The organism is Agrobacterium rubi TR3 = NBRC 13261 (genome assembly GCF_000739935.1).
GTDB classification, from domain to species: domain Bacteria; phylum Pseudomonadota; class Alphaproteobacteria; order Rhizobiales; family Rhizobiaceae; genus Agrobacterium; species Agrobacterium rubi.
This window is the reverse complement of sequence record NZ_BBJU01000023.1, coordinates 33,759-57,669: the sequence shown is the minus strand read 5'-3', so window position 1 is coordinate 57,669 and position 23,911 is coordinate 33,759. Positions and strand designations below refer to the sequence as shown.

The 23,911-nt window shown below is 55.4% G+C and carries 23 protein-coding genes; 8 read left to right on the top strand and 15 right to left on the bottom strand.

From position 1 onward, the window contains the following. Nucleotides 1-42: 42 nt before the first annotated feature. From RRU01S_RS17105 to RRU01S_RS17090, 4 genes are all read right to left on the bottom strand, one after another. Entirely contained in the window at nucleotides 43-1,014 is a 972-nt protein-coding gene (locus RRU01S_RS17105) for an ABC transporter permease (protein ID WP_045231514.1), read from the bottom strand. Further along, nucleotides 1,011-2,543: a sugar ABC transporter ATP-binding protein gene (locus RRU01S_RS17100; RefSeq protein ID WP_045231513.1), complete on the bottom strand. Its 1,533-nt coding sequence runs from the start codon at nucleotides 2,541-2,543 to the stop codon at nucleotides 1,011-1,013. The genes RRU01S_RS17105 and RRU01S_RS17100 overlap by 4 nt, the downstream gene beginning before the upstream one ends. Nucleotides 2,544-2,606: 63 nt before the next feature. Continuing rightward, nucleotides 2,607-3,608, bottom strand: coding sequence for a sugar ABC transporter substrate-binding protein (locus tag RRU01S_RS17095; RefSeq protein WP_045231512.1), 1,002 nt, complete (start codon nucleotides 3,606-3,608; stop codon nucleotides 2,607-2,609). Between the two features lie 77 nt (nucleotides 3,609-3,685). Beyond that, nucleotides 3,686-4,240 carry a hypothetical protein gene (locus RRU01S_RS17090; RefSeq protein ID WP_045231511.1) on the bottom strand — a complete coding sequence of 185 codons (555 nt, stop codon included), beginning with the start codon at nucleotides 4,238-4,240 and terminating at the stop codon, nucleotides 3,686-3,688. A gap of 237 nt (nucleotides 4,241-4,477) precedes the next feature. Between RRU01S_RS17090 and RRU01S_RS17085 the strand changes: the two genes are divergently transcribed. After that, nucleotides 4,478-5,758: an ArgE/DapE family deacylase gene (locus RRU01S_RS17085; RefSeq protein WP_045231510.1), complete on the top strand. Its 1,281-nt coding sequence runs from the start codon at nucleotides 4,478-4,480 to the stop codon at nucleotides 5,756-5,758. A gap of 201 nt (nucleotides 5,759-5,959) precedes the next feature. Continuing rightward, nucleotides 5,960-6,358: a DUF3597 domain-containing protein gene (locus tag RRU01S_RS17080; RefSeq protein ID WP_045231509.1), complete on the top strand. Its 399-nt coding sequence runs from the start codon at nucleotides 5,960-5,962 to the stop codon at nucleotides 6,356-6,358. A gap of 162 nt (nucleotides 6,359-6,520) precedes the next feature. Here RRU01S_RS17080 and RRU01S_RS17075 read toward each other — a convergent pair whose 3' ends face one another. From RRU01S_RS17075 to RRU01S_RS17050, 6 genes are all read right to left on the bottom strand, one after another. Then, nucleotides 6,521-7,276, bottom strand: coding sequence for an SDR family NAD(P)-dependent oxidoreductase (locus tag RRU01S_RS17075; RefSeq protein WP_045231648.1), 756 nt, complete (start codon nucleotides 7,274-7,276; stop codon nucleotides 6,521-6,523). Then, nucleotides 7,269-8,153 (bottom strand): polysaccharide deacetylase family protein, encoded by an 885-nt coding sequence (locus tag RRU01S_RS17070; RefSeq protein WP_045231508.1) that lies wholly within the window; start codon nucleotides 8,151-8,153, stop codon nucleotides 7,269-7,271. The genes RRU01S_RS17075 and RRU01S_RS17070 overlap by 8 nt, the downstream gene beginning before the upstream one ends. 20 nt (nucleotides 8,154-8,173) lie before the next feature. Continuing rightward, complete coding sequence (locus RRU01S_RS17065) at nucleotides 8,174-9,901, bottom strand: dipeptide ABC transporter ATP-binding protein (RefSeq protein ID WP_045231507.1); 1,728 nt, start codon at nucleotides 9,899-9,901, stop codon at nucleotides 8,174-8,176. Continuing rightward, nucleotides 9,898-10,773, bottom strand: a complete 876-nt coding sequence (locus RRU01S_RS17060; RefSeq protein ID WP_045231506.1) for an ABC transporter permease — start codon at nucleotides 10,771-10,773, stop codon at nucleotides 9,898-9,900. The genes RRU01S_RS17065 and RRU01S_RS17060 overlap by 4 nt, the downstream gene beginning before the upstream one ends. Further along, nucleotides 10,773-11,744, bottom strand: coding sequence for an ABC transporter permease (locus tag RRU01S_RS17055; RefSeq protein ID WP_045231505.1), 972 nt, complete (start codon nucleotides 11,742-11,744; stop codon nucleotides 10,773-10,775). The genes RRU01S_RS17060 and RRU01S_RS17055 overlap by 1 nt, the downstream gene beginning before the upstream one ends. A gap of 63 nt (nucleotides 11,745-11,807) precedes the next feature. After that, a complete protein-coding gene (locus RRU01S_RS17050) occupies nucleotides 11,808-12,509 on the bottom strand; it encodes a creatininase family protein (RefSeq protein ID WP_045231647.1) in 702 nt (233 codons plus the stop codon). Between the two features lie 205 nt (nucleotides 12,510-12,714). Here RRU01S_RS17050 and RRU01S_RS17045 point away from each other — a divergent pair, with 205 nt between their 5' ends. The 6 genes from RRU01S_RS17045 to RRU01S_RS17025 all read left to right on the top strand — a co-directional run bounded on the left by RRU01S_RS17045 (nucleotide 12,715) and on the right by RRU01S_RS17025 (nucleotide 18,807). After that, nucleotides 12,715-13,278, top strand: coding sequence for a MarR family winged helix-turn-helix transcriptional regulator (locus tag RRU01S_RS17045; protein WP_052816116.1), 564 nt, complete (start codon nucleotides 12,715-12,717; stop codon nucleotides 13,276-13,278). Further along, nucleotides 13,275-14,867, top strand: a complete 1,593-nt coding sequence (locus RRU01S_RS17040; RefSeq protein WP_045231504.1) for an ABC transporter substrate-binding protein — start codon at nucleotides 13,275-13,277, stop codon at nucleotides 14,865-14,867. The genes RRU01S_RS17045 and RRU01S_RS17040 overlap by 4 nt, the downstream gene beginning before the upstream one ends. Before the next feature lie 73 nt (nucleotides 14,868-14,940). Next, nucleotides 14,941-15,888 (top strand): isoaspartyl peptidase/L-asparaginase family protein, encoded by a 948-nt coding sequence (locus RRU01S_RS17035; RefSeq protein WP_045231645.1) that lies wholly within the window; start codon nucleotides 14,941-14,943, stop codon nucleotides 15,886-15,888. A 549-nt stretch (nucleotides 15,889-16,437) separates the two neighbouring features. Further along, entirely contained in the window at nucleotides 16,438-16,629 is a 192-nt protein-coding gene (locus tag RRU01S_RS26080; RefSeq protein ID WP_131367806.1) for a hypothetical protein, read from the top strand. A gap of 12 nt (nucleotides 16,630-16,641) precedes the next feature. Beyond that, nucleotides 16,642-17,235 (top strand): YqcI/YcgG family protein, encoded by a 594-nt coding sequence (locus tag RRU01S_RS25430; RefSeq protein WP_081880114.1) that lies wholly within the window; start codon nucleotides 16,642-16,644, stop codon nucleotides 17,233-17,235. A 30-nt stretch (nucleotides 17,236-17,265) separates the two neighbouring features. Continuing rightward, nucleotides 17,266-18,807, top strand: a complete 1,542-nt coding sequence (locus tag RRU01S_RS17025; RefSeq protein WP_045231502.1) for a pyridoxal phosphate-dependent decarboxylase family protein — start codon at nucleotides 17,266-17,268, stop codon at nucleotides 18,805-18,807. A 54-nt stretch (nucleotides 18,808-18,861) separates the two neighbouring features. Here RRU01S_RS17025 and RRU01S_RS17020 read toward each other — a convergent pair whose 3' ends face one another. From RRU01S_RS17020 to RRU01S_RS17000, 5 genes are all read right to left on the bottom strand, one after another. Then, nucleotides 18,862-19,488 carry a TetR family transcriptional regulator C-terminal domain-containing protein gene (locus RRU01S_RS17020; protein ID WP_045231501.1) on the bottom strand — a complete coding sequence of 209 codons (627 nt, stop codon included), beginning with the start codon at nucleotides 19,486-19,488 and terminating at the stop codon, nucleotides 18,862-18,864. Between the two features lie 231 nt (nucleotides 19,489-19,719). Next, entirely contained in the window at nucleotides 19,720-20,712 is a 993-nt protein-coding gene (locus tag RRU01S_RS17015) for an ABC transporter substrate-binding protein (protein WP_045231644.1), read from the bottom strand. A 22-nt stretch (nucleotides 20,713-20,734) separates the two neighbouring features. Beyond that, nucleotides 20,735-21,607, bottom strand: coding sequence for an ABC transporter permease (locus RRU01S_RS17010; protein ID WP_045231500.1), 873 nt, complete (start codon nucleotides 21,605-21,607; stop codon nucleotides 20,735-20,737). Beyond that, on the bottom strand, nucleotides 21,604-22,479 hold the full coding sequence (locus RRU01S_RS17005; protein WP_045231499.1) for an ABC transporter permease: 876 nt from the start codon (nucleotides 22,477-22,479) through the stop codon (nucleotides 21,604-21,606). The genes RRU01S_RS17010 and RRU01S_RS17005 overlap by 4 nt, the downstream gene beginning before the upstream one ends. Before the next feature lie 213 nt (nucleotides 22,480-22,692). Continuing rightward, complete coding sequence (locus RRU01S_RS17000; RefSeq protein ID WP_234901973.1) at nucleotides 22,693-23,505, bottom strand: ABC transporter ATP-binding protein; 813 nt, start codon at nucleotides 23,503-23,505, stop codon at nucleotides 22,693-22,695. Nucleotides 23,506-23,911 lie beyond the last annotated feature (406 nt).

Below are 23,911 nucleotides of genomic sequence, written 5' to 3'. Positions count from 1 at the left end.
GTCAAACCGGATGAAATGGAAGCGTGCGATATCGAGCGTTCATCAGCGTCGTGACCTGTTGGCTGCCAGAGCAACCGCGATCACGATGATCACGCCGGTCGTCAAATCCTTGAAGAAGGGATTGACGTTGAGAATGTTGAAGCCGTTTCCGATCAGGGCCATCAGCAGAACACCAGCCACGGAGCGCCATATCGCACCCGCTCCACCGGTGATTGCCGTGCCGCCGAGTATGACGGCAGCGATGGCCTCCAGTTCAAACCCGGCACCTGCCTGCGGTTCGGCCATGGAAAGTCGCGAGACTGTGATGATGCCCGCAAGACCGGCTGCCGCGCCACTGATGGCAAATGTCGCGGTTTTTACGAGATTGGTGCGGATACCCGATAAGATCGCGGCCTCCTCGTTGCCACCGACAGCAAAGACGCGCCTGCCAAAGGTTGTTCGATTGAGAAGGATCATCATTATCGCTATGAAGATGACGAGCACGATGATGGCGATATTCACCATCCCGATGCGCCCGCGTCCCAGCCAGGAAAATTGGTCGATACGAACCGGGATCAGTGATCCACCAGTGATGAGGATGGCGATACCGCGATAGACAAGGCTGGTTGCCAGTGTGACGAGAAAGGAATGGACGTTGAACGTCGTAATAATCAAGCCGTTCAAGATGCCGAGGACAAGGCCGATGACTGGCCCCGCGATCAGACCCAGATAAGGATCGATATTCGTCGCGATCCAGCCCGCTGAGACGGCCGCCACACCGAAAATAGCGCCGGTGGAGAGATCGAACCCTCCGCCGATGATGACGAGCGTCAAGGCGCAGGCGATGATCATCAAGGGCGCGCTTTGATTGATGATGTTCAAAAGATTGCGCGGTGTCAGAAAGCTGTCGGAGGCGAATGTCAGAAGAATGAGCAGCAAGCCGATAATGATGAGAACCCCGTACTGGCGTAACACGGTCGTCAGGCTGAAGGTACGGCCGTCCGGTCTTGCGGTGGCGATGCGGGCATCGTTCATCGAACTTCCTCAAAGTGTGTTTGTTTTTGGCTTTGGACGTTGAAGATAGACTTCAGGGCCTTTTCAACGCTGAGGTTGTGACAATCTTCTTCGGCAAATATGCGCCCTTCACTCATCAGGTAACCGCGATGAGACAGGTTGATGACCTCTTCCAATTCCGACGAAATCAGCAGGACCGCCGTCCCCGAGCGCGCCATCTCAACGATGAACTCGTGAATGCGCTGGCGCGCGCCAATATCGACCCCACGGCTCGGCTCATCTAGGATGAGGATTTTCGGTCTCGCAATCGCCCATTTTGACAAGAGAACCTTTTGCTGGTTACCCCCCGAGTAAAAGGCCACGTCACCATCGACCGCGGCAGGCACGATGCCGAAGTGGCGGATCATGTCCGATGTGCGCTCCCGTTCCAGCCTGCCCCGCAAAAAGCCTAGTCGGTCGATGGCATCAAGCGTTCCCAGGCTGATGTTGGTTCGGGTGTTCTGCGTGAGGACGAGCCCTTGCTTTCTGCGATCTTCCGGTACAAGCGCTACACCCTGCTGGATCGCTTTGCGCACGGTCAGATGGCGTTGCGGCCTCTCGCCGATGAAATATTCTCCAGCCGCTATGTCATCGGCGCCGAACATGGCGCGTGCGACTTCTGTCCTGCCAGAACCAACCAACCCGATCAGGCCGACGATCTCGCCCGGTCGAATTTTGATCGAGATGTCGTGCAGCCCTGTACTTGTATAGATATTGCGTAATTCCACAGCGGGCGTTGTTGCGATCTCAGGCGCTTTTGGCAAAGTCGGCCAAATGATCTCCGATGCCTTGCCCAGCACGGCTTCTACGAGGCTTTGCTTGTTTTCCGAGCTGATTTCGGATGACCGCACCACATTTCCGTCGCGCATGATTGTGACGCGATCGCAATTGGCGAGGATGTGATCGAGAAAATGGCTGACATAAATAATCGCAACACCACGGTTTTTTAGTTTCGCGATCAAGGCGTGAAGTCTTTGCGCTTCGTCTTCGGTCAATGAGGACGTCGGCTCATCCATGATGATCACGCGGGCATCGCGGGCAATCGCGCGCATGATTTCCACTTTCTGGCGATCTGCGATCCGCAGATCAGCGACCTTGGCATTCGGGTTCAGCCCGAAATCGCATGATTTTTCGAGATCGGCAAAACGTGCCAGATCGCCTTTGACCAGGAGACCGGCGCGATTGCTTTCCTGTCCCAGAAAGACATTTTGCGTGACAGTCAACTCTGGCACGAGTTGAAGTTCCTGATGGATCATCGCTATGCCGCGCAACAGAGCTTCGCGCGGTGAATAGCGACTCATTTTTTCGCCGAACACGAAAACATCACCTTCATCGGCAGAGTAATAGCCACCGATGATTTTCCCGACGCTCGATTTTCCCGCGCCATTTTCACCCACAAGGGCATGGACCTCGCCTGCGCGGAAATCGATATTGATGTCGTTGAGAATACGCGTTCCGCCGAAGCTCTTGGCGACGGCCTCTACCCGAACGGCGAGTTCGCGCTCACCCATGGCTCTACTCTCTTATGCAATTTGAAACGAGAAACAGCACTTAAGTCTTTGTTTTGTGCCAACTCAGCCCGGCCATTCGGCCTTGAAATCCGGATGTGCGTCCAGCCATGGCTTGTCTACGATCATCGGGATATCGCGCAGCTTGGATTCATCGATCCACACGGGAACCTGTTCGCCCTTCAAAGATTTGACGATTGCGTCGAGCGCAGCAGAGCCCATTGATTCTGGAAAATTCGCGAGCGAGGCTTTGAATTTGCCTTCACGGATTTTGTCGATGGTGATCTGATTGAGGCCCCCGCCAATCAGGTAGATCGAGGAGGGATCAATTCCCGCATCCTCCAGAGCGATCTCGACACCCAAAAGGTGTTGATCCGCATTGGAAAGCACAGCGTCAATCTCCGGGTTTGCCTGTAGGATGTCCTGCATCGCTTTGAGCGAGGTGTCCGGGCTGTAATTCCCTTCGCCTGTCGCTACAATCTTGATGTTCTTGTGCTGACCAAGGACCTCCTTGAAGCTGTCATTGCGAAGGTTGTCGAAGGGGTAGATCAACTGGCCCATCATGACGACGACCCGGCAGGGGTCTTTGCTTGCGCAATATTCGACAATCTTTTCCGCTTGTGCTTTGGCACCAATCGATGGATCGCTGGCGACAGTCGTCGTCAAATCCTTGATCTGCGGCTGCATGTTTTTCAAATCCGGACCGACTGGAAACAATGTCGTTGCCACTTTGATGCCAGCCGCTGTCGCGTCTTCCAAAGCCGTTGCGATGCCGACGGTGTCATTGGGTGACAGAATGATGGCATCGAAACGTTTCGACGCCGTCAAATCCTCGACCTGGCTGAATTGCGTTGGTGCGGAAAATTTGCCGTCGAATATTTCCGTGGTCACGTTTGGATAGGCTTTGGCCGCCTTTTGGATTCCGGAGTAAATCGCCTGATTAAAACCGTTCTGGCTGGATGCAGCGAGAAACGCAATTTTAAAAGGCGTGTCCTGCGCATGCACAGGCATGGACATGAAAGATGAGCCAATGGCAAGCGCGGCGGCGGTCAGGATTCCCAGTTTCATTTTAAGCTCCATACTGCTCTGAAAGGTCAGTCCGGCCTTTGCGGCTCTCGTTGGTTTTCATGCTGCAGGCGAGGCGATTATCCGCCTTCGGTCTCAGCTTTGAATTCTACATCCGCTGACGGATCGAACGTCGCAAACTCCTGACCTTGCGTGTTCAGAAGCAGGAACGCCAGCGTGACGACGGGTTGCCAACGCAAGGCTTTTTCGACGACAGCGCGCGTATAATGGCCTTTTTTCGCCAGCAGATTGACAGATCCGATGACCTGATCATCGGCAATCGCGGGGATGTTGAGATTGGACTCGAACCCCAGGTCACGGATTTTTTCCCAATCAAAAAAGACGACCGCAATTTCCTCGATCGTCGTGGAGGAAAAGTGCTGTTTTTTGACGATGACCTCTTCGAAATACAGGTTTTTATCGAGACGCTTGAAGTTCCCAACCGGGTAGGCGATTTGATTTTCAGAAAAGACACGACGCGATCGCATCTGTTGCAGATCATACACAGACGCCGTCATCAAACCGCAGCCAATGTCGGTCTGTAAGCCGTCTCGGAGATAGGAAAAAACCGACGCCGCAGCCTGCGGACCTGCGGCTAACCGCCATATTTTTTCGTCGTCATATGGCTTGTCCATGGCATAGCCTTAGAAATGCACACAAGATTTGTATCTGTCGTCCCCGGTAACCAAAACGAGTTTGGTCCCTCTAAACAATTGTTAACACGTAAATACCATTTGTCGACAAGAAATATGCGATCAAAGCTCTAGCAGCAAAATTAATGTATTTTATTTGTCGACTGGATGGACCGTTGATATTATGATTGAGGAGGCCGTATGCAACAGTGTGCCCTTCAACCCATTCGGGAGGTAGCAATGAACCCGTCAAATCTTAACGGCTTACTGGAAGATGCAATTGAAAAGAGCTTTGACGACCAGGTTCAATGGTTGTCGAAACTTGTCTCTTTCGATTCCGTGCGCGGGAACGAGGCTGCCTGTCAGGACTGGCTGGCGCAGGAATTTTCTGCGCGCAGGTGGATAGTGGACAGGTTTGCCATTGCGGACGTGAACATTGAAGGAAAGCCCGGCTTTTCGCCCGTCGTGGACGTTGACTACACCAAAGCCATTCAAGTCGTTGCCACAGTCGATGACAGCGCTTTACCGGGCCGCAGCCTCATTCTTCAGGGGCATATTGATGTTGTTCCGCCAGGAGCTGATGAATTGTGGGAGCGTCCCCCGTTCGAGCCGCGTATCGAAAATGGATTTATGTGGGCGCGCGGCGCAAACGACATGAAGGTGGGCGTTGCGGAAATCGTGTTCGCCCTGGACGCGCTAAAGCGCATTGGATACGTGCCAGCTGGTAAGGTTTTGGTGCAAACGGTAAGTGAGGAAGAGTGCACTGGTAACGGTGCATTGGCAACACTGGAACGAGGCTACCGGGCCGATGCCGTTTTTATTCCGGAATCGCTCGACAACAGATTGATCCGTGCTGAATTGGGTTCCGTCTGGTTTCGGCTGCGTGTGCTTGGAAAACCCGGCCATGTCTTGAATTTCGACCGAACGTCCAACGCAATTCTTGCAGCGTATGAATATGTTCAGGCTCTGGAATTGCTGACGCAACGCATCAATGAAGAAGCAAAATCGCATCCATGGTTCAACCACATCGAAAATCCGGTCAAATTCAGTCTCGGAAAAATTCAGGGAGGCGATTGGCTGGGATCTGTCCCGTCGTGGTGTGAGATCGAATGCAGACTTTCCGTCCTGCCAGGACATCCATTGTCTCAAGTGCGTGAGCGTATCGCCGAGTGTGTCAGGGATTGTGCCGCTCGGCTTTCTACCGAACGCGTGCCGACACTAAGCTGGATCGGTTTCCAGGCAGATGGCCACGTTTTCGAACCCGGAAGCGAAGCAGAGGCAGTCCTTGCGCGTAGCCATTTCGCGGTCTTCGGTTCAAATCTCGAAAGCTTCAGCATGACGGCCACCAGCGACACGCGCCAATACAATCTCTATTATGACATTCCCGCACTTTGCTATGGTGGGCGAGGGCATGACAGCCATTCTCCTCGCGAGCGTACTGATTTGGCCAGCATGAAAGAAACAACGCGGGTTCTGGCGTTGTTTATCGCCGAATGGTGTGGTTTGAAGAATCATGAATAGCTACCCCGTAATTCGGTATGATTTCTCAAACGGATTAAAAAACATGAGCGTTGTTTTTCGAGAACCACTGTCGGCGTGAAAACGTCGCTCGCCCGTTACAGCAGAAGTAATTTTTGTTTGGCTTTTCTTATATTTATTCGGAACGGATGTCGGCCGCTCCCCGTTGGGCTTTGCATTATAAATATACTGGGAGCAAACATTATGAGCATATTCAATAAGATCAAGGACGCCATTTTTGGCGGATCGGCGAACGCAGCCCCTGCATCACCTTCGGCGGCAGAACCCACACCCGCACCATCATCTGTCTCTGAGCCATCGGCTCCGACCACGTCGTCATCTCAACCTGTCGACGTTGCAGCGCAGCTTGATGCGGCGGTGAAGAGCAGCGGTCAGACGTTGAACTGGAAACATTCTATTACGGACTTGATGAAAGCCCTGAAAATGGATGCCAGCCTTTCCGAGAGAAAAGAACTCGCGCAGGAATTGGGTTACACAGGCGAGCTCAACGGTTCCGCCGAAATGAACACATGGCTTCACAAGGCGCTCATGAAAAAACTGTCTGAAAACGGTGGCAAGGTGCCCGCAGAATTGCTGGATTAGGTTATTCGATAGGCAAGCGGTAAGGGCGCCCTTGCCGATTCAGAGCGCAAGCTGTTGTGCTCTTCATAAGCTTAGCGCGCAGCGTTTGCGCGCTATTTACCTATGTTGAGACTACTTGATTATGTAATGCCGATGATTTCCCCTGCATCACTCTAGCAGACGTCACCTTACCCACTGCATTCCATCGATTTGGATATCCTGGCCCGTCAGAAAATTGGGCTCTGACGTTGCGAGAAATGTCACGACGCTTGCAACATCCTGCGGCGTGCCAACTCGTTTCATCGCTATGCCTGCTGCGAGCTGCGCTTCTCGCGCGTCGATCATTGCGTTCGAGCGCTCCGTCTTGATGACGCCGGGACAGATGGCATTGACGACGATCTCAGGAGCAAGCTCCTTCGCAAGGGCTTTGGTCATTCCCAATATGCCAGCCTTGGCCGCCGTGTATGAGAACTTGCTGACGGCACTGGTGACGCCGCCTGTATGCGCGTTCATGGACGACATATTGATGATCCGCCCGCCACCATTGCGGCGCATCAAGGGCACTGTCGGCTGGATGTAGTTAAAAGCACCCTTGAGGTTGATGTCGATGGTGGTATCGAACTCCTCCTCCGTGATTTCCACGATCCCCTTCGGCATGGGGCGACCGGCATTGTTGAAGAGAACGTCGATCCGCCCCCACGTCGCATCGACCTCCGCCACGATCTCAGCAGCACGCTTGTGTTCACACACATCGGCGACGAAGGTAAGTGCTTTGCGCGACAGGTCGCGGATTTCTGCTGCGGTTCGCGCCAGATCGTCCTCGATCAGATCGACAAGAACGATATCGAAGCCATGCTTTGCGAGATCCAGCGCACAGGCGCGGCCAATGCCACGACCACCGCCGGTGATGAGTGCCACTTTGCGGGTCACGTCAGTCATCAGCATTCTCCTTGGCGTAACGGGCAATGTCGGCATGGGTACCGAACCACACGTCGTCATGGCTTTGGATATGCTGGATCAGCTCTTCGAGGATGAAGATACGCGAGCGGTAACCGGACACGTGCGGATGCATGGTCAACAGGAACAGGCCACCTTCCTGATAGGCGCGGTCGAACTCGCGCTTGAAAATGTCGAGCACGGCAGGAGGTGGTGTATAAGGGCGGTGGGCGGTGAAACGGTTCATGTTGAAATAAACCGCATCGTCCCTGATCCATTCCACCGGCAACTCCACCATGCCGGTCGGCTCGCCGTTCTCGATCAGCTCATAGGGATCATCATCTGCCATCAGAGAGCTGTCATAGAGAAGCCCGAGTTCGCGCTCAATCTCCAGCGTGACGGCCGAGAAATCCCAGGATGGGGTGCGCATGCCCACGGCGCGGACGCCGGTGATCTTCTCAATCGTGTCGGCGGCGCGCAGATGAAGTTCGCGCTCCTTTTCAGGAGGCACTTTCGTATTCACCTCGTGAATCCAGCCGTGCAGACCGATCTCGTGACCCTCGGCAATGACACGTTTCTGCTCGTCAGGGTAAAGAAGCGTAGCGACCGCGGGGACGAAAAAGGTGGCGGGAACGTCTGCTCGTTTCAGGGTTTCCAGAATGCGCGGCACGCCCCGGCGGTTGCCATATTGCCCCTGCGAGAGACGACCGATGGATTCCCCACCGTCACGCAATTCATTGGTTTCGTGGTCGCTATCGAAAGAGAGGGCAACAGCGCATCGGGCACCGTTCTTCCAGGCCTTCGGCTTCAGCGAACGACCGGCCCGTACTTTTTCGACCTTGCCGCGCCAAGTAGTCTCGTCCCATTCCCACGGTTCCATATCTCGTTCTCCCTCGTATTTTATTCGGCAGCTTGCGGCAGGACTGGAACGGCAGCCAGCAATCGCTTGGTATAATCGTGCTGCGGATCAGTGTAGATTGCGCTTGTTGCGCCCTCTTCAACGATGCGGCCCTGATACATGATGGCTACGCGGTCGCAGAGATGACGAACCACCGACAGATCGTGGCTGATGAACAGCAGCGAAAGATCGAGCTCTGACCGCAGGCGGATCAGCAGATTGATGATCTGCGCTTGTATCGAGACATCCAGCGATGCGACGGGTTCATCGCAGACGATCACGTCAGGCTGCATGGCCAGCGCGCGGGCAATGGCGATGCGCTGCCGCTGACCGCCGGAAAACTGGTGCGGGAAACGGTTGGCGAAAGCAGGGTCCAGCCCCACCGCAGCCAGCCATCGCCTGACGTAATCCGGTGCCTCTGCGCGGCTGACCAGCCGGTGTGCCAGCGGGCCTTCGGCAACGATATCGCCAATGCGCATGCGGCCGTTGAGCGAGGCAAATGGGTCCTGAAAGATGGTCTGAATCCGCGTGGTGATTTTCGACGGGCTGCGCCCGGCACTCATGACAGGCTGACCATTGAGGCGGATCGCGCCAGCCGTTGGCACGGTGATACCGGCTGCCATGCGCCCAAGCGTCGATTTCCCGGAGCCGGATTCGCCCACCAGCCCCAGCACTTCGCCGCGATTGACGGTAATCGAGACCCCATCGACGGCTTTGACAACAGCTACGGGCTGTGAAAGGCCAGACTTGATGGCCAGACCGTGCAGAATACCCACCGGCTTTTCGAAGCGCTTTACCGCGTTATCGATGACCAGATAGGGGCTGCCAAGCGGAGGCAGATTGGCGGTCGCCGCTTTTCGTGGCGGCGGTGCCGCATCCGTAATGCCGCTGCCGCGCAACAACAGCTCACCCGGTTTGGCGCGCGACGGCAACGCTTCAAGCAGGGCCTTGGTGTACTCGTGCTGCGGTTTCGTCAAAACGCCCAGCGCCGGGCCGATCTCAACGATCTTGCCGGACTTCATCACGGCCACGCGGTCGGCAATGGAGGAGACGACCGCAAGGTCATGGCTGATCCAGATCAGTGCGGTGCCGAGGTCAGCGACCAGTTCTTTCATCTCCGCCAGAATTTCAGCCTGGATCGAGACGTCGAGCGCCGTTGTAGGCTCATCGCAGATAATCAGCTTGGGCCGGTGAAGCAAAGCGATGGCGATTGCCACGCGCTGGCGCATGCCGCCGGAAAACTGATGTGGGAAGAAATCGACCTTGCGTTCGGGATCGCTGATCCGCACCTGAGCCAAGGCCTTGATCGCCCGTTCACGTGCGTCCGAACTGCTGATGTTTTCGTGGGCTTCCAGTGCCAGCTTGATCTGCGTGCCGATGCTCAGAACCGGGTTCAGCGTCATCATCGGGTCCTGAAAGACCATGGATATGACTTTACCGCGAATGGCGCGCAATTCGTGGGCAGGCAGGCCGACGAGTTCCCGGCCCTCCAGCTTGATCGAGCCCTCAACGATACGGCCGGGTTCATCAATGAGGCCGATGATGGAGAAACCGGTGATCGATTTGCCCGAGCCGGATTCACCAACCAGACCCAGCACTTCACCGGGCGCGACAGAAAAGGAGATGCCATCGACGGCCTTCACTTCGCCTCGCCCACTGGGGAACCACGTCTTCAGATTGGTGACGTCGAGAAGCGGTGTCGCAGATGTTGCGGTCGTTGTTGGTGTCATCTGCGAAGCCTCGGGTTGAGCTGGTCGCGTATCTGGTCACCGACGATGTTGAGCGACACGATGAAGAGGATCAGCGCGACACCGGGATAGATCGAAATCCAGTAGCGACCCGACAGCAAATATTGGAAGCCGTTGGCGATCAGCATGCCGAGCGACGGCTCGGTTGGCGGCAGTCCAACGCCGAGGAAAGAGAGTGTGGCTTCGAGCGAAATGGCACTCGCTACCTGTACGGTCGCAACAACGATGAGCGGCGGCAGAGAATTTGGCAGGATGTGTTTCAGGACTACGCGCCAGGAGGAAAGCGGAATGGAGAGCGCTGCCTCGACATAATCCTTCTGCCGTTCAGCAGCGGCGGCACCATGGGCGGTGCGGGCAAAGTAGGCGTATTGCGCAAAGATCAGTGCGAGGATCAGCTGGTAACGACCTTGTCCCAGCACGGCAGCAATGACGAAGGCGAGCAGGATAGCCGGGAACGAAAGCTGCAAGTCCACAATGCGCATGACGAGGCTTTCGAAACGCCCGCCAATATAGGCAGCCGCGCAGCCGACGACGGCCCCGATGACGAAGGCGACGCCACCGGCGATGATGCCCATTTGCAGCGAGATGCGCAGGCCATAGATGATGGCTGACAGAAGATCGCGACCTTGCGAATCCGTGCCCAGCCAGTGGGTGTAACCGCCAGTGCCGACATAACCTGGTGGACGGCGAGCGTCGCGCAGCACCAGATGCGCAAGATCGTAAGGGTCTTGTGGCGTGACAAGCGGTGCAATGAGGGCGATCAGCACGATGATGAACACCATCACGGCAGCACCAAGAGCGACCTTGTTGCCGCGAAATTCATCCAGAAACCGGTAGAACGGAGTGTCGCGCATTAGGCACGCCCCTTTCTCAAGCGCGGGTCGAGCAGCGCATAAACGAGATCGACCACGAGATTGATGACGATGAACAGAAGGGCGACGAACATCAGGTAGGCGACCATGACGGGACGATCAAGCGAGGTGATGCTGTCGATGATGAGTTTGCCAAGCCCCGGCCACGAGAAGATCGTCTCGGTCACGACCGCGAATGCCAGCGTCGAGCCGAGTTCCAGTCCGAAGACGGTCACAAGCGGGATTGAGATCAGTCGCAGAACATGGCGGCTCAGCACCGTAAATTCCGAAAGACCGGCGGCACGGGCAAATTTCACCGTATCGCTCAGCATCAGTTCACGCGTACCGGCACGCGCAAGACGGATCATCAGGGAGAACTTGAACAGCGCCAGATTCAGCGCGGGCAATATCAGGTGGGAAAGTCCATCGCCGGTCAGGAAGCTGAAATCGACACCGAAGAGGCTCGCCGTTTCCCCCCGCCCACCAGCAGGCATGCACCCGCATTGAACCGCAAAGACCATGATCAGCATCAGTCCGAACCAGAAGGTCGGCACGGAAAAGCCCAGAATGGACAGCGTCATGATGGCGCGCGAGACTGGGCTATGCGGGCGGTAGCCGGCATACATGCCGATGGGTATGCCAACCAGGCTGGCAAACAGCACGGCCGCCAGCGTCAATTCCAACGTTGCCGGCAGGCGGGTCAGGATCAACTCGCTGACGGGCATATTATAGACAAAGGACCGTCCGAAATCGCCGTGCAGGATGCGGCCGACGAAGGTGAAATATTGCTGCCACAGCGGCTGGTCCAGACCATATTGCGCAATCACGGCGGCGCGGATGTCCTGCGTCGCGTCGGGAGAGATCAGCACATCGATCGGATTGCCGACAGCGTAGACGCCGCAGAACACGAGCGCCGACATGGCGATGACCACGATGAGCGCCTGCCATAGTCTTTGCAGGATAAAGCCAAACATGCGTTCCCAGTTCTCCCGTCTTGTGCGGGTTTTCCCGTCGTTTTAAAGATATCCGTGTGGTTGTCAGTGCCAGTCGGCCTCCAGAAGCGCGCGCGTTTCCCTCACGGCCACATCCCAGATATCAAGCATGTCTTCATCCGGTCGCTGGTAGAGCCCGTGATAATTGCCATCGCCCAGCAATTCGCGTTTGCGTGCTGCGCCGACACGCGCCAGCGCTGCGTAGTCGATTTGCGGTTTGGAGGTGTCCGGCTGGCGTTGATCCGTCGTGCGCGTCCATGGAAAATTCTCCATCCATGAGGCATGCGAAGCGGCAGGATCGATCTCCTGCACCTTGGCCAGCGTCTTTGGCGCTCGCCACCAGTCATGGAATTTGACGGATGCATCGGGATGCGTGTTCAGCCACTCTGAGATAACCGTGGTGGCTGGCACATTGCCACCGTGGCCGTTGACGACAAGGATGCGGCGGAAGCCTGAACGGTACATGCTGTCGAGCAGGTCTCTGATCACGCCGATATAGGTGGAAAGCGACAGGGTCAGCGTTCCCGGAAAGGTCGCAAAGGACGACGCCAAGCCATAGGGCATGACCGGAAACACCGGAATGCCCAGCGGCTCAGCGGCATCCACCGCGATCTTCTCGGCAAGGATCATGTCTGTGGCGAGGCTGAGATAGGCATGCTGCTCGACGCTGCCGATGGGTAAAATGCAGCAATCGTTTTCCGCGACGCGCTCTTCAACCTGCATCCAATTTATGTCGGCTATCTTCAATTCGCTATCCTCATTCTCATTTGCGGCGCAAACGCGCAAAGAACGTCCACCATTTGGCGTTTCAGCACAATATTTGTGCTTTCTGCCTATCTGCGCCTCATCAAACAAAGTTCTAAATGGAACTAAAAAAAGAAATTGACAGCCATTTAATCCGGCGTCAAGTTCCATACGGGACTAAAATGAATTTTAACGAAGCGAGGGTTGATTGAGACAGTCACGGGGACCAACACTGGATGCTCTGCTGCGGGAAGGCGGCAAAGTCGCGGCCGGAAGCCACGGCGTGGAGGACCTTGTCTCCGTCAAACTCTGGCAAAATCCCTGTTGGCTGTCGTTTCGCTTCAACTTTCTGGCGCTGCAATTCAACGAGCCAATCTATCGGCTGATCGAAAAGGAACACGGCATTCCGCGGCCGGAATTCGTTGTTCTCTATTCGCTCGGCCTGTCCGACGGGCTGACCGCGAGCGCCATCTGCAGTTCTTCCGGATTTCCCAAGAACACGATCAGCCGGGCAATCCAGAAGCTCATCGACAAAAACATCATCCGCCGTGAAATCGATCAGGCGGATTTGAGGAGTTTTGTCCTTTACATCACCGACGAAGGCAAACGCATCGTCGAGCAAGCCATGCAGCCGATGGTCGAGCGCGAGAAGGCGATGGTCTCATCGCTGACGCCTGCCGAACAGCTGATGCTGTCGGAACTGCTTGCCAAGGTCGTCGTGGATTCACCGAACTGGCCCCCTATGACAACGACAGAGGAGAACGAAGAATGATAATCTCGAAAACATTCCGAACAGCCGTGCTTGCAACGGCGTTGCTCGGCGGCGTTTCAAGTGCCGCCCTTGCCGCCGATCTGACAATCGGCGTGCGTGCCGGACCGCTTTCTATCGACCCAGACTTCACCGCCGCCGGCACCCACGCCGAAGCGATGAAGCATATTTACGACTCGCTCATCAAATCCGGCAACAACCTCGAACTCGAGCCTGGCCTTGCGACCAGCTGGACTGCGATTGACGACAGCACCTGGGAATTCGAGCTGCGTCCGGGTGTCAAATTCCATGACGGATCCGACTTCACCGCCGAAGACGTGAAATTCTCCATCGAGCGCATTCCGCGTGTTGCCGGCCCGAACCCGACCACGATCTATGTGCGCCGTGTGAAGGGCGTTGAGATTGTCGATCCGCTGACCATTCGCGTCAAAACCGATGGCCCAGCTCCGAACCTGCCGAATGATTTCATCCGCCTGTTCGTCGTCTCCCACATCGCCGCCAAGGATTATTCCGACAGCGCCGAAAAGGCCTCCGAGGGCTTCAATTCCGGGAAGGCCGCCATCGGCACCGGCCCTTACAAGTTCGTCTCGTGGACGCCGAAGGAACAACTCGTTCTGGAACGTTTCGATGGCTACTGGGGCGGCAAGGAGCCGTGGGACAAAGTTATTCGCAAGGAACTGCCGAACGATGCGGCCCGCGTTGCACAGCTGAAGGCCGGTCAGGTCGATCTCATCGCCCGCATTCCTGCCTCTGACGTGCCTACACTTGAGCAGGATTCAAAGCTCACCATCGTTCGCCAGGACAGCGTCTACCTCTTTAACATCGCTTTCGATTTCCGTGATAAGTCACCGCAGGTCAGCGCCAAGGACGGCTCACCGCTGCCGAAGAACCCTTTTACCGATCCGAAAGTGCGTGAAGCTTTCGATCTGGCCATCGACCGCGAAACCATAACCGAAATCGCCATGGAAGGCATGGGCACTGTACAGTCACAACTCGTGACGCCGAACATTTTTGGTTACAATCCCGATGTGAAGCCGACCAAGTCGGATGTGGACAAGGCAAAGGCTCTGCTGGCTGAGGCGGGTTATCCCGATGGTTTCAAGGTGACCTTCTCCTTCACCAATGACCGTCTGCCAGGCGACAAGGATGCCGGCACCACGATTGCGCAGATGTTGACGGCGATCGGTATTCAGGTGGAAGCCAATGCCCAGCCCGGTGCCGTCTATTTCCCCGCCAACACGCGCGGCGATTACTCGCTGACCATGTCCGGTTGGGGAACGCTGACCGGTGAAGCCAACTATACGCTGTCGTCGCTGGTTCACACCAACGAGCCGGCCAAGAAGCTCGGCGCCTTCAACATTCGCGGTTACTCGAACCCGGCACTGGATAAGTTGATCGAGCAAGCTGGTGTGGAAATGGATGCCGCAAAGCGCGAGCAGTATCTGAAAGATGCCAATGCGATCGTGGCTTCTGACCGCCCCAACCTGTCGATCGCCTCGATCATTTCGGCCTGGGGCATGAAGAAGACCATCACCATCGTGCCGCGTTCGGATGAAGACACGCTGGCGATGAATATTCGTCCTGCGAAGTAATCCGCGCAGACATCACAGACACGGCCGGGCAAGATTTTTGCCCGGCTGATTTCGTTAAAGGGAAGGAAGAATGATGGGCAAGATCGCACTGGCAATTCACGGTGGTTGCGGCGTTATGGCAAAACTCGGCCTCACCGAGGCAGAATGGGAGGCAGCTCGTGTCGATCTCGCTCATGCGCTGCGAGCGGGCTGGGCTGTGCTGACGGCCGATGGTTCAGCGCTTGATGCTGTGCAGGCAGCGGTCGTCGTGATGGAAAACAGCCCGCACTTCAATGCCGGTTACGGTGCGGCGCTCAATGCCGATGGTGATCATGAACTCGAGGCCTCGATCATGGACGGGGCCACGCTGGAGGCGGGCGGCATTACTCTTGCAAGGCGCATCCGCAATCCGATCAAGGCCGCACGGCGCGTCATGGAAAAAGGCGATGCCGTCATCATGGGCGGTTCAGCTGCAGACGATTTTGCCGAAGCAGAAGGACTTGAAATCGTTGAGAACGCCTACTTCACCACCGAAAAGCGCGTCAATGCACTGGCTGCTATGAAGGCCCATGCCGAAGCGGGTACGGCGGCGGTGGCCAGCGAATCCGAAAAACACGGTACAGTTGGCGCGGTAGCTCTTGATGCGGCTGGACATCTGGCGGCTGCGACCTCAACGGGCGGTTACAATAACAAGCCGGTCGGCCGTATCGGCGACACACCGATCGTCGGCGCGGGCACCTATGCGCGCGATGGGCTGTGCGCCGTATCAGGCACCGGCAAGGGTGAGTTCTTCATTCGCTACGCAGTTGGCCACGAAGTGGCAAGCCGCATCGGATACCTCGGAGAAACCGTTGAAAAGGCAGCCTCCAAGGTCATCCAGGAGGATTTGAAACCGCATGGCATCGGTGCGGGGCTGGTTGCTGTCGGCGCGGATGGCTCGATTGCCGCGCCCTATAACACCGATGGCATGTTCCGCGGTTGGGTGACCTCCGAGGGACAATTCTTCGTTGCCACACATGACCAGGTGTTTGCGATCAAGTAATCGGAAATTGGCTTCACACTGCGGGATTGGCGGATACCCGGCGGGTCCTTCAGATCGTGGGGCGGCAAGGCTGCGTCTCCACGATAAACACTTAGCTGATCCGGACTTGGCTCAAGTCTTCAAGCTTCTGGGGTCACGTGCGTCTCTGATAGCGGCAAGTGCAACCTTCGCATCGAAAGCCTAGCTATGGTTCAGGCGCGCTCGTGTTGTCACGCTATTTAAGCCGAAGTCAGGCAGAAATTCCACTTGTCCCCGCCATGCAGATTTTCCGAGCCACCTCTGTTTGGATGCGTGGCTCAAATTAAGCGACTACTTAAAGACGAAAATAAGATGGATTTCGTTTGAAATAGACACCCTAAGGTTGATGAAAAACCACAAAAAAGACACAATCATTCATTGAAATAATTTTGCACGACCGTACAGAATATCAGTTTAATATCGCTTTATTTAAAGATGCCTTTCGCAAACGACGGCGAGAAAATTATTTTACTAGAATAGGTGCCTGACCCTATTCGAGCATAATTAATATGACATACTGGAGAACCAATAATGTCTGTGAAATTCACTTTTGATAAAAAGGGTTTTCCTGAAGCATTAATTAGATTGGATCAAATATTAGAAAGCGAAGATAATATACCTCATTTTGCGCAAGGTGGCTGGAAATCTCAAGTCTGGACACAAATTTCCACGCATTTGAAGGATGAAACTTTTCCTTGTATTTTTGCTAAGAAGGCCATGTAGGAATGCTATCTTTTGCTGACGTTCATTGATGGCTGGCAGGAAACGAAGGATTTGGACCTCTTGTGTAGCCACATGACGCAATATTGTGATTACATTAAAAGCTCTCATGGTGCTGGCGAAATATGCCCGCCGCTGATGGTAATATTCCACCCACAAAGAAAAATGGATGAGCTGTATCACTACTCAAATGCGTCCTGGTACATCCTTCAATACCTGCATTATCGTGATAAACACGCATGGCCTAACGAAATTCCGACGGATCCTGACGACCCTTTGTGGAGCTTTTGCTTCAACGGATGTCAGCTATTCATCAATATTACGTCTCCGGTTTTGGGCAAACATAGAAGCCGCGTGCTTTCGAATTCGTTGGTATTCACCATTCAACCAAGAACCAACTTTGACATCGTTGCGGGCAGGAACACATCATTCGGCTTGAAAGTGCGTCAGAAAATTCGCGAGCGCTGGATGAAATACGACGGTCTCGATAGCGCTGACCAACTCAGCATGTACGGGGATGAGCATAATCGCGAGTGGCTTCAATATTTTCTGTACAGCGATCAGCATCCTTCACCTTCGCGATGCCCATTGCATATCAAATCCAAATAAATTTCTTTTGACTGTTGAAGAACCTGAAAAATGACAAGCTCCCAAACGTCTGATTTATCCAAGGCCATCGATCAACTTTACGATCCCGAGACATTTTCCAGAGCTGGAGAGGCCGTGCTGAAACAGATTGCTGAATATCTCAGCGATGCACAGGCGCGTGTCGGGTCCGTTTTGACTGCTAGACCGCCTGAACAAAATATGCAGGACGTGCGTGCCAGACTGAAAGCGGATCGGAACGTTGACCCAGCAAACAGCGCCGAGATAGCAACTACGACTGCCGCAATGATCGGCCAGTTTTTCGCCAACACCCAAAGGCTTCATCATCCCGGATATATCGGCCACCAACTGCCACCGGCTATTCCGATCGCAGCTCTTTTTGAGTTTGCAGCTGATGTTGCCAATCAAGGAATGGCGATCTACGAACTCGGTCCATGGGCGACCGCCGTGGAAAAAGTGATGGTTGAAAGGCTAGGCGAGCAGCTCGGCTTCGAACCGAACAGCTTTTCCGGTCTTGTTACATCCGGCGGCACGCTGGCCAATTTGACTGCGTTGCTCACAGCTCGTAACAAGCTACTAGATGATGTTTGGAAAAAAGGGCTGTGCAGAGGTGCAACCCCACCCGTCATCATCACCCATATGGAATCACATTATTCGGTTGAACGGGCGGCGGGCATTCTGGGTATTGGCTCCGAGCAATGTCTCTATGTTGCCTCCGACCGCTCCGGTAGAACCGATCCAGTTGCACTTGCGGAATTGCTTGAGAGTTTGAAGAAGAGCAACACTCCGGTGATTGCGGTCGTCGCTTCGGCTTGTGCAACCCGGACTGGCTCCTTCGATCCCCTGCACAAAATTGCCGATCTTTGCGAAAAATATGATGTATGGCTGCATGTTGATGCAGCACATGGCGGGGCCGTCAGCTTTTCATCAAGGCATCGTCATCTCATCGAGGGAATCGAGCGAGCGGATAGCGTAATATGGGACGCACATAAGATGCTGTTCATGCCAACGCTGTCGACCTATCTGTTTTACAAGCGTCCGCGCGATAAATACGTGGCATTCAGCCAGGATGCCCCTTTTCTTTTTGTAGAGAATGGCGATGGTGCGCATGAATATGACTGTGGTTTGGCGACGGCAGAATGCACCAAACGTGCCGCGGCACTTTCGCTGTGGGGCGTGTTATCGATCTACGGCACTTCTATTTATGAGACCCTGATAGACCGAATCTTCGACATCACCGCCATGTTCGTTGATAGCCTGTCCAAGATTTCCAAAATTGAAATGCCGGTGAGCCCAGAGTTCAATATCGTGTTGTTTCGCTATGTGCCGAGTGATGCAAGCATCAATGCGGACGCTTACAACAAGGCTTTGCGGGTATATATCGTCGAACGCGGTGGCCTGTATTTGACAACGACTACCTATAACGGGGTACTCTATCTTCGCTTCGTCGTCATGAACCCAAGAACTGATGACACCGAATTAAATGTCTTGGTCAGCGCCCTGCATTCCTTCGCGGAAAGCTGGGAAACCACACCGCCTCCATACAAGGGCTTGCACCCAGTGTTGGAGGTATAATCGTTTACATTGGCAAGCGGGGCGCACCGATGCCAGCAACTGATAACGCTACAGTCAAGGCAGTACGCCGCGCAGTAGTATGTTGGTCAAATCGCGTTTAGCTTCGGCCCATTGCTGATCCGAATATTCCTTATTGCCGTTCAACGTAGTAATCTGGTGTCGAAAGTCGGCATAGTGTTGAGTTGTTGCCCAAATCGCGTAAAGAAGATGCTTCGGTTTCATAGGTCGCATCTTGCCTTTCTCGATCCAGATATTCATGACGGCTTCACGGTCTTCGGTCCATGAACGCAGTTCGGTTTCTAGATAATCCTGAACATATGGGCCACCCTGAATGATTTCGTTGGCCCATACCTTGGAGCCGTCGGGCCTCGATCTTGCTAGGTCCATTTTTATGTCGACATAGGCAGCTATTGCTATCGCCGGATCGTCTTCGGCGTCCAAGCGCTCTGCAGCGACCCGCCAGACATTGAAAATGTCTCGAACGACGTATTTATACAATCGTTCTTTCGTCTCAAAATAATAAACGATGTTGGATTTGGGCAATCCAGCCCTATCTGCAATCCGGCTGATGGAAGCGCCGACGAACCCTAACTCCGCAAATACTTGTTCGGCTGCCTTCAATATCTTGGCGATATTGTCCTCCCTGTTTTGCTTCTGGATACCCTTGCCCGTTCTTGCCATATTCCCCCCGTTCCGATCCGAATGCCCAGCGTCTCTCGCTGCCGTTTCGTTTGATCGTTCGGCTGCCTTAAAGCGTTTCCATTTAACAACGGAAACGCTCTAACAGAAGTTTGGGGCAAGCGCTATCGCAACGCTTATGCACGAAGCGAGCAGGCTCAATCGGGGGTAGTTGAAGCGCAAAACGCACAGAACATCATGCTCATGCGCTACAACAGATTGTATATTTGACGTTTATTTGAGCGCAGCGTCCGTGATTTCGGTCGTAAACGCGCCTGTTGGCTCCTTGGTGATGACGGGATCGGAACCGCCGCCCAGAAGCGTTTTGACGGTGCGGTCGTAATCGGCCTTGTCGAGCGCGCCCGTGGAGCCCGCCGTCAGCTTGGCGACTTCGGTCATCATACCCTTCTGATGTGCTTCCGTCTGTGCGCCGGAGGCATCGTTTTCAAGCACGATATCGGCGGCATCATTGGGGTTCTCTTCCGCCCACTTCCAGCCCTTCATGGAGGCGCGAACGAACTTCACCATGTTTTCCTTAAACTTGGCGTCCTTCAGCTTGTCTTCCAGCACGTAAAGGCCGTCTTCCAGCGTCGCGACGCCTTCATCTTCGTATTTGAAGGTGACGAGGTCGCTGGCCTTCACGCCCGCTTCCAGCACCTGCAAATATTCATTGTAGGTCATGGTGGAAATGCAGGCCGCCTGCTTCTGCAGCAGCGGATCGACGTTGAAGCCCTGCTTCAGCACGGTCACGCCATCGGCTCCACCGGTGGTCGGAATTTTCAGATGCGCCATCCATGACAGGAAGGGGTACTCGTTGCCGAAGAACCAGACGCCCAGCGTCTTGCCCTTGAAATCCGCCGGTTTGGTGATGCCGCTTTCCTTGAGGCAGGTCAGCATCATGCCGGATCTTTTGAAGGGTTGGGCGATGTTGACGAGCGGCACGCCTTTTTCGCGTGTTGCTAGCGCGGACGGCAGCCAATCAACGACAACGTCTGCGCCACCGCCTGCCAGCACCTGTGCCGGGGCAATGTCCGGGCCGCCGGGTTTGATGTCTACATCGAGACCTTCGGCTTCATAAAAGCCTTTGTCCTTGGCGACGTAATAACCGGCGAACTGGGCCTGCGTGACCCATTTCAGCTGAAGCGTGACTTTTTCGGCGGCTTGTGCGCCAAACGCTGTCATCAGCGTTGCCCCGGCCAGAAGCATGGATGCAAGTCTGTTTCTCATCGCTGTTCCCTTTTTTCGTTGTTTACGTGCGTCCACTGCGGACGGACGGATGCCAGAAGGTGACGGCGCGCTCTGCCAGCGCCACCAAACCGTAAAAACCCGAGCCAGCGATGGCCGCAACGGCAATCTCGGCCCAGACCATATCCACATTGCTCCGGCCCATTTCGGCGGAGATGCGAAATCCCATACCCACGATGGGCGTGCCGAAGAACTCGGCCACGATGGCACCGATCAGCGCCAGCGTGGAATTGATCTTCAATGCGTCGAAGATGAACGGCCATGCGGCAGGCAGGCGCAGTTTCACCAGCGTCTGCCACCAACTGGCGGCATAGGTGTGCATCAGGTCACGCTCCATGTGGCTGGAGGCGGATAGCCCCTGCACCGTGTTCACCAGCATGGGAAAGAACGTCATAATGACGACGACGGCGACCTTGGACTGCCAGTCGAAACCGAACCACATGACCATGATGGGCGCGATGCCAACCACCGGCAGCGCCGAGACGAAGTTGCCGATGGGCAAGAGACCGCGTTGCAGAAAGGGCGAGCGGTCGATGATAACGGCAACGGCAAAGCCGAGACCGCAGCCCAGCACATATCCCGTCAGCACCGCTTTCAAAAAGGTCTGCCGGAAATCCGCCCAGAGAATAGGGACGGAGCTGATGAGCCGCAGGAAGATGGCGCTTGGCGCGGGCAACAGGATGGAAGGAATGGCAAAGCCGCGCACCATGCCTTCCCACAGCACGATGATGGCAGCGCCGAAGATGAGCGGGATGACAATGCTGCTGGCGCGTTTTGCGCCGGGTGTCTGAAAGCGCTGACGCACCAGCCATTCGTTCAATGCCCAGGCAGCAAGCCAGAACAGCACCGCGCCAATAACCCAGCCGGGATTGCTCATGGCCGCTCTCCCATTCTTTTCAGTACGGCGGTGTGGGCCATGCCGACAATCGACACGAGAATGGCCGCGACTGCGGCGGCCATGAACAAAGCGGCCCAGATTTGTACCGTCTGACCGTAATAGGACCCGGAAAGCAGCCGCGCACCGAGACCCGCGACGGCACCGGTCGGCAACTCACCGACGATGGCGCCGACCAGCGAAATGGCGATGGCGATTTTCAGCGAGGTGAAGAGATAGGGCAGGGCAGACGGCCAGCGCAGCTTCCAGAAGATTTGCGACGGTGCGGCGTGATAGGTGTGCATCAAATCCAGCTGAATGGTCTCCGGGCTGCGCAGCCCCTTCACCATGCCGACCACGATGGGGAAGAAGCTGAGATAGGTCGAAATCAGCGCCTTCGGCAGCAGGCCGGAAATGCCCATGGAATTCAGCACCACGATAATCATCGGTGCCACAGCAATGATGGGGATCGTCTGGCTGGCAATGATCCATGGCATGACGGAGCGATCCATGACGCGGTTATGGACGATGGCCACCGCGAGCAAAATGCCAAGCGCCGTGCCGATCGCAAAACCCAGCAGCGTTGCCGAGAGCGTGATGCCCGCGTGATAGACGAGGCTGCGCTTGGAGGTGATGGCCTTGTTGACGGTCGTATCCCACAGCTCCGCGATGATCTGGTGCGGGGCGGGAAGGACGGGACGTTCTTGCGCGAAGGTTTGTGGCAGGAGTTCAGAGAAGCTCAGTTGCTGGCCTGCTCTGGCGGCCTGGTCACGCGCGAAGGGCAGATTGAGATAGACGACGGCAATGTGCCAGATGACGAGAATGGCGAGGATGATGGTGAGGACCGGAAGGATACGGTGACGGAGGGTGGTCATGGGTGGTCACCTGTTCCGTCGTGGCCGTGGCTACCCCCCTCTGTCCTGCCGGACATCTCCCCCTCAAGGGAGGAGATCGACTCGCAGCGATCTTTCGGCCAACTTAAGGGCTGAGCAAAGAGCGGCGTGGGTGAGGCTTTCCGATCTCCCCCCTTGAGGGGGAGATGCCCGGCAGGGCAGAGGGGGGTAGCCACACGTGCGAAGGACAACGGCTCACCCCTCATAACTATGCCCCGCCTTCAACCCCTCGCGCACCCGATGCGCAATCTCCAGAAACTCCGGCGTCTCGCGTATCTCCAATGGCCGTTCACCGGGCAGGGTCGATTCAATGATGTCAGTCACCCGGCCGGGACGTGGGGACATGACGACGATTTTGGTCGAGAGATAGACGGCTTCGGGAATGGAATGGGTCACGAAGCAGATGGTTTTGCCCGTCGTGCTCCACAGTTTCAGAAGCTGCTCGTTCAAATGGTCGCGGACGATTTCGTCCAGCGCGCCGAAGGGCTCGTCCATCAACAGAAGGTCGGCATCGAAGGCGAGTGCGCGGGCGATGGAGGCGCGCTGCTGCATGCCGCCGGACAGTTGCCAGGGGAATTTTTTGGCAAAGCCGCTGAGGTTGACCAAATCGAGCGTGCGTTCGATCCGCGCCTGCTGCTCCGCCTTTGTGTAGCCCATGATTTCCAGCGGAAGCGCGATGTTCTTCTCGATCGTGCGCCATGGGTAGAGGGCTGCGGCCTGAAACACGTAACCGTAGGACCGGTCCTTGCGCGCGTTTTCTGGCGTCGTGCCATTGACGGTGATTTCGCCGGACGTGTGCTTTTCCAGATCGGCGATGACGCGCAGAAACGTCGTTTTGCCGCAGCCGGAAGGCCCGATGAAGGAGACGAACTCGCCCTTCTTCACCTCCAGATCGACGTTGGAAAGCGCATGCACCGGACCGTCCCCGGTTTCAAAGGTCAGGCCGAGATTGCGTGCCGACACAACGACGAAACGGCTCTCTATTTTCTCATTTTCTGCGGCTTTCAAAATCATTGTTTCCTGTCGTTATCGCAAAGGCTTATCTGTAGCCCGGCTTTTCTGGGCTTGCCTGTAGAATATCAGTGCTCCAGCTAGGCCTCCTGGAAGGAGTAAAAAGAAACGCCTAATGTACAGCCATATGTTTTCTGACGAGGATCTGAAACTTTCACCTGGGTCTGGTAAGAGTTGGTAAAGAACATATGTCGTCATAACCGCCATTAGGAAGCCGAGGGCGAGATAATTCGTGACTGTCGTTCGGATAAACCTAGAAGAAACGTGAAGTACCACCGCTGGAATAAGCGTGGAGGGTAAACCGAAGAGCAAAAGCAAGGCGAACCTCCCTAACAGAATCAGTGGGTTAAAATCAGCTAGTTTGGGATCATCCGTGACGACGTAAATTTGCATGACAAGCAAG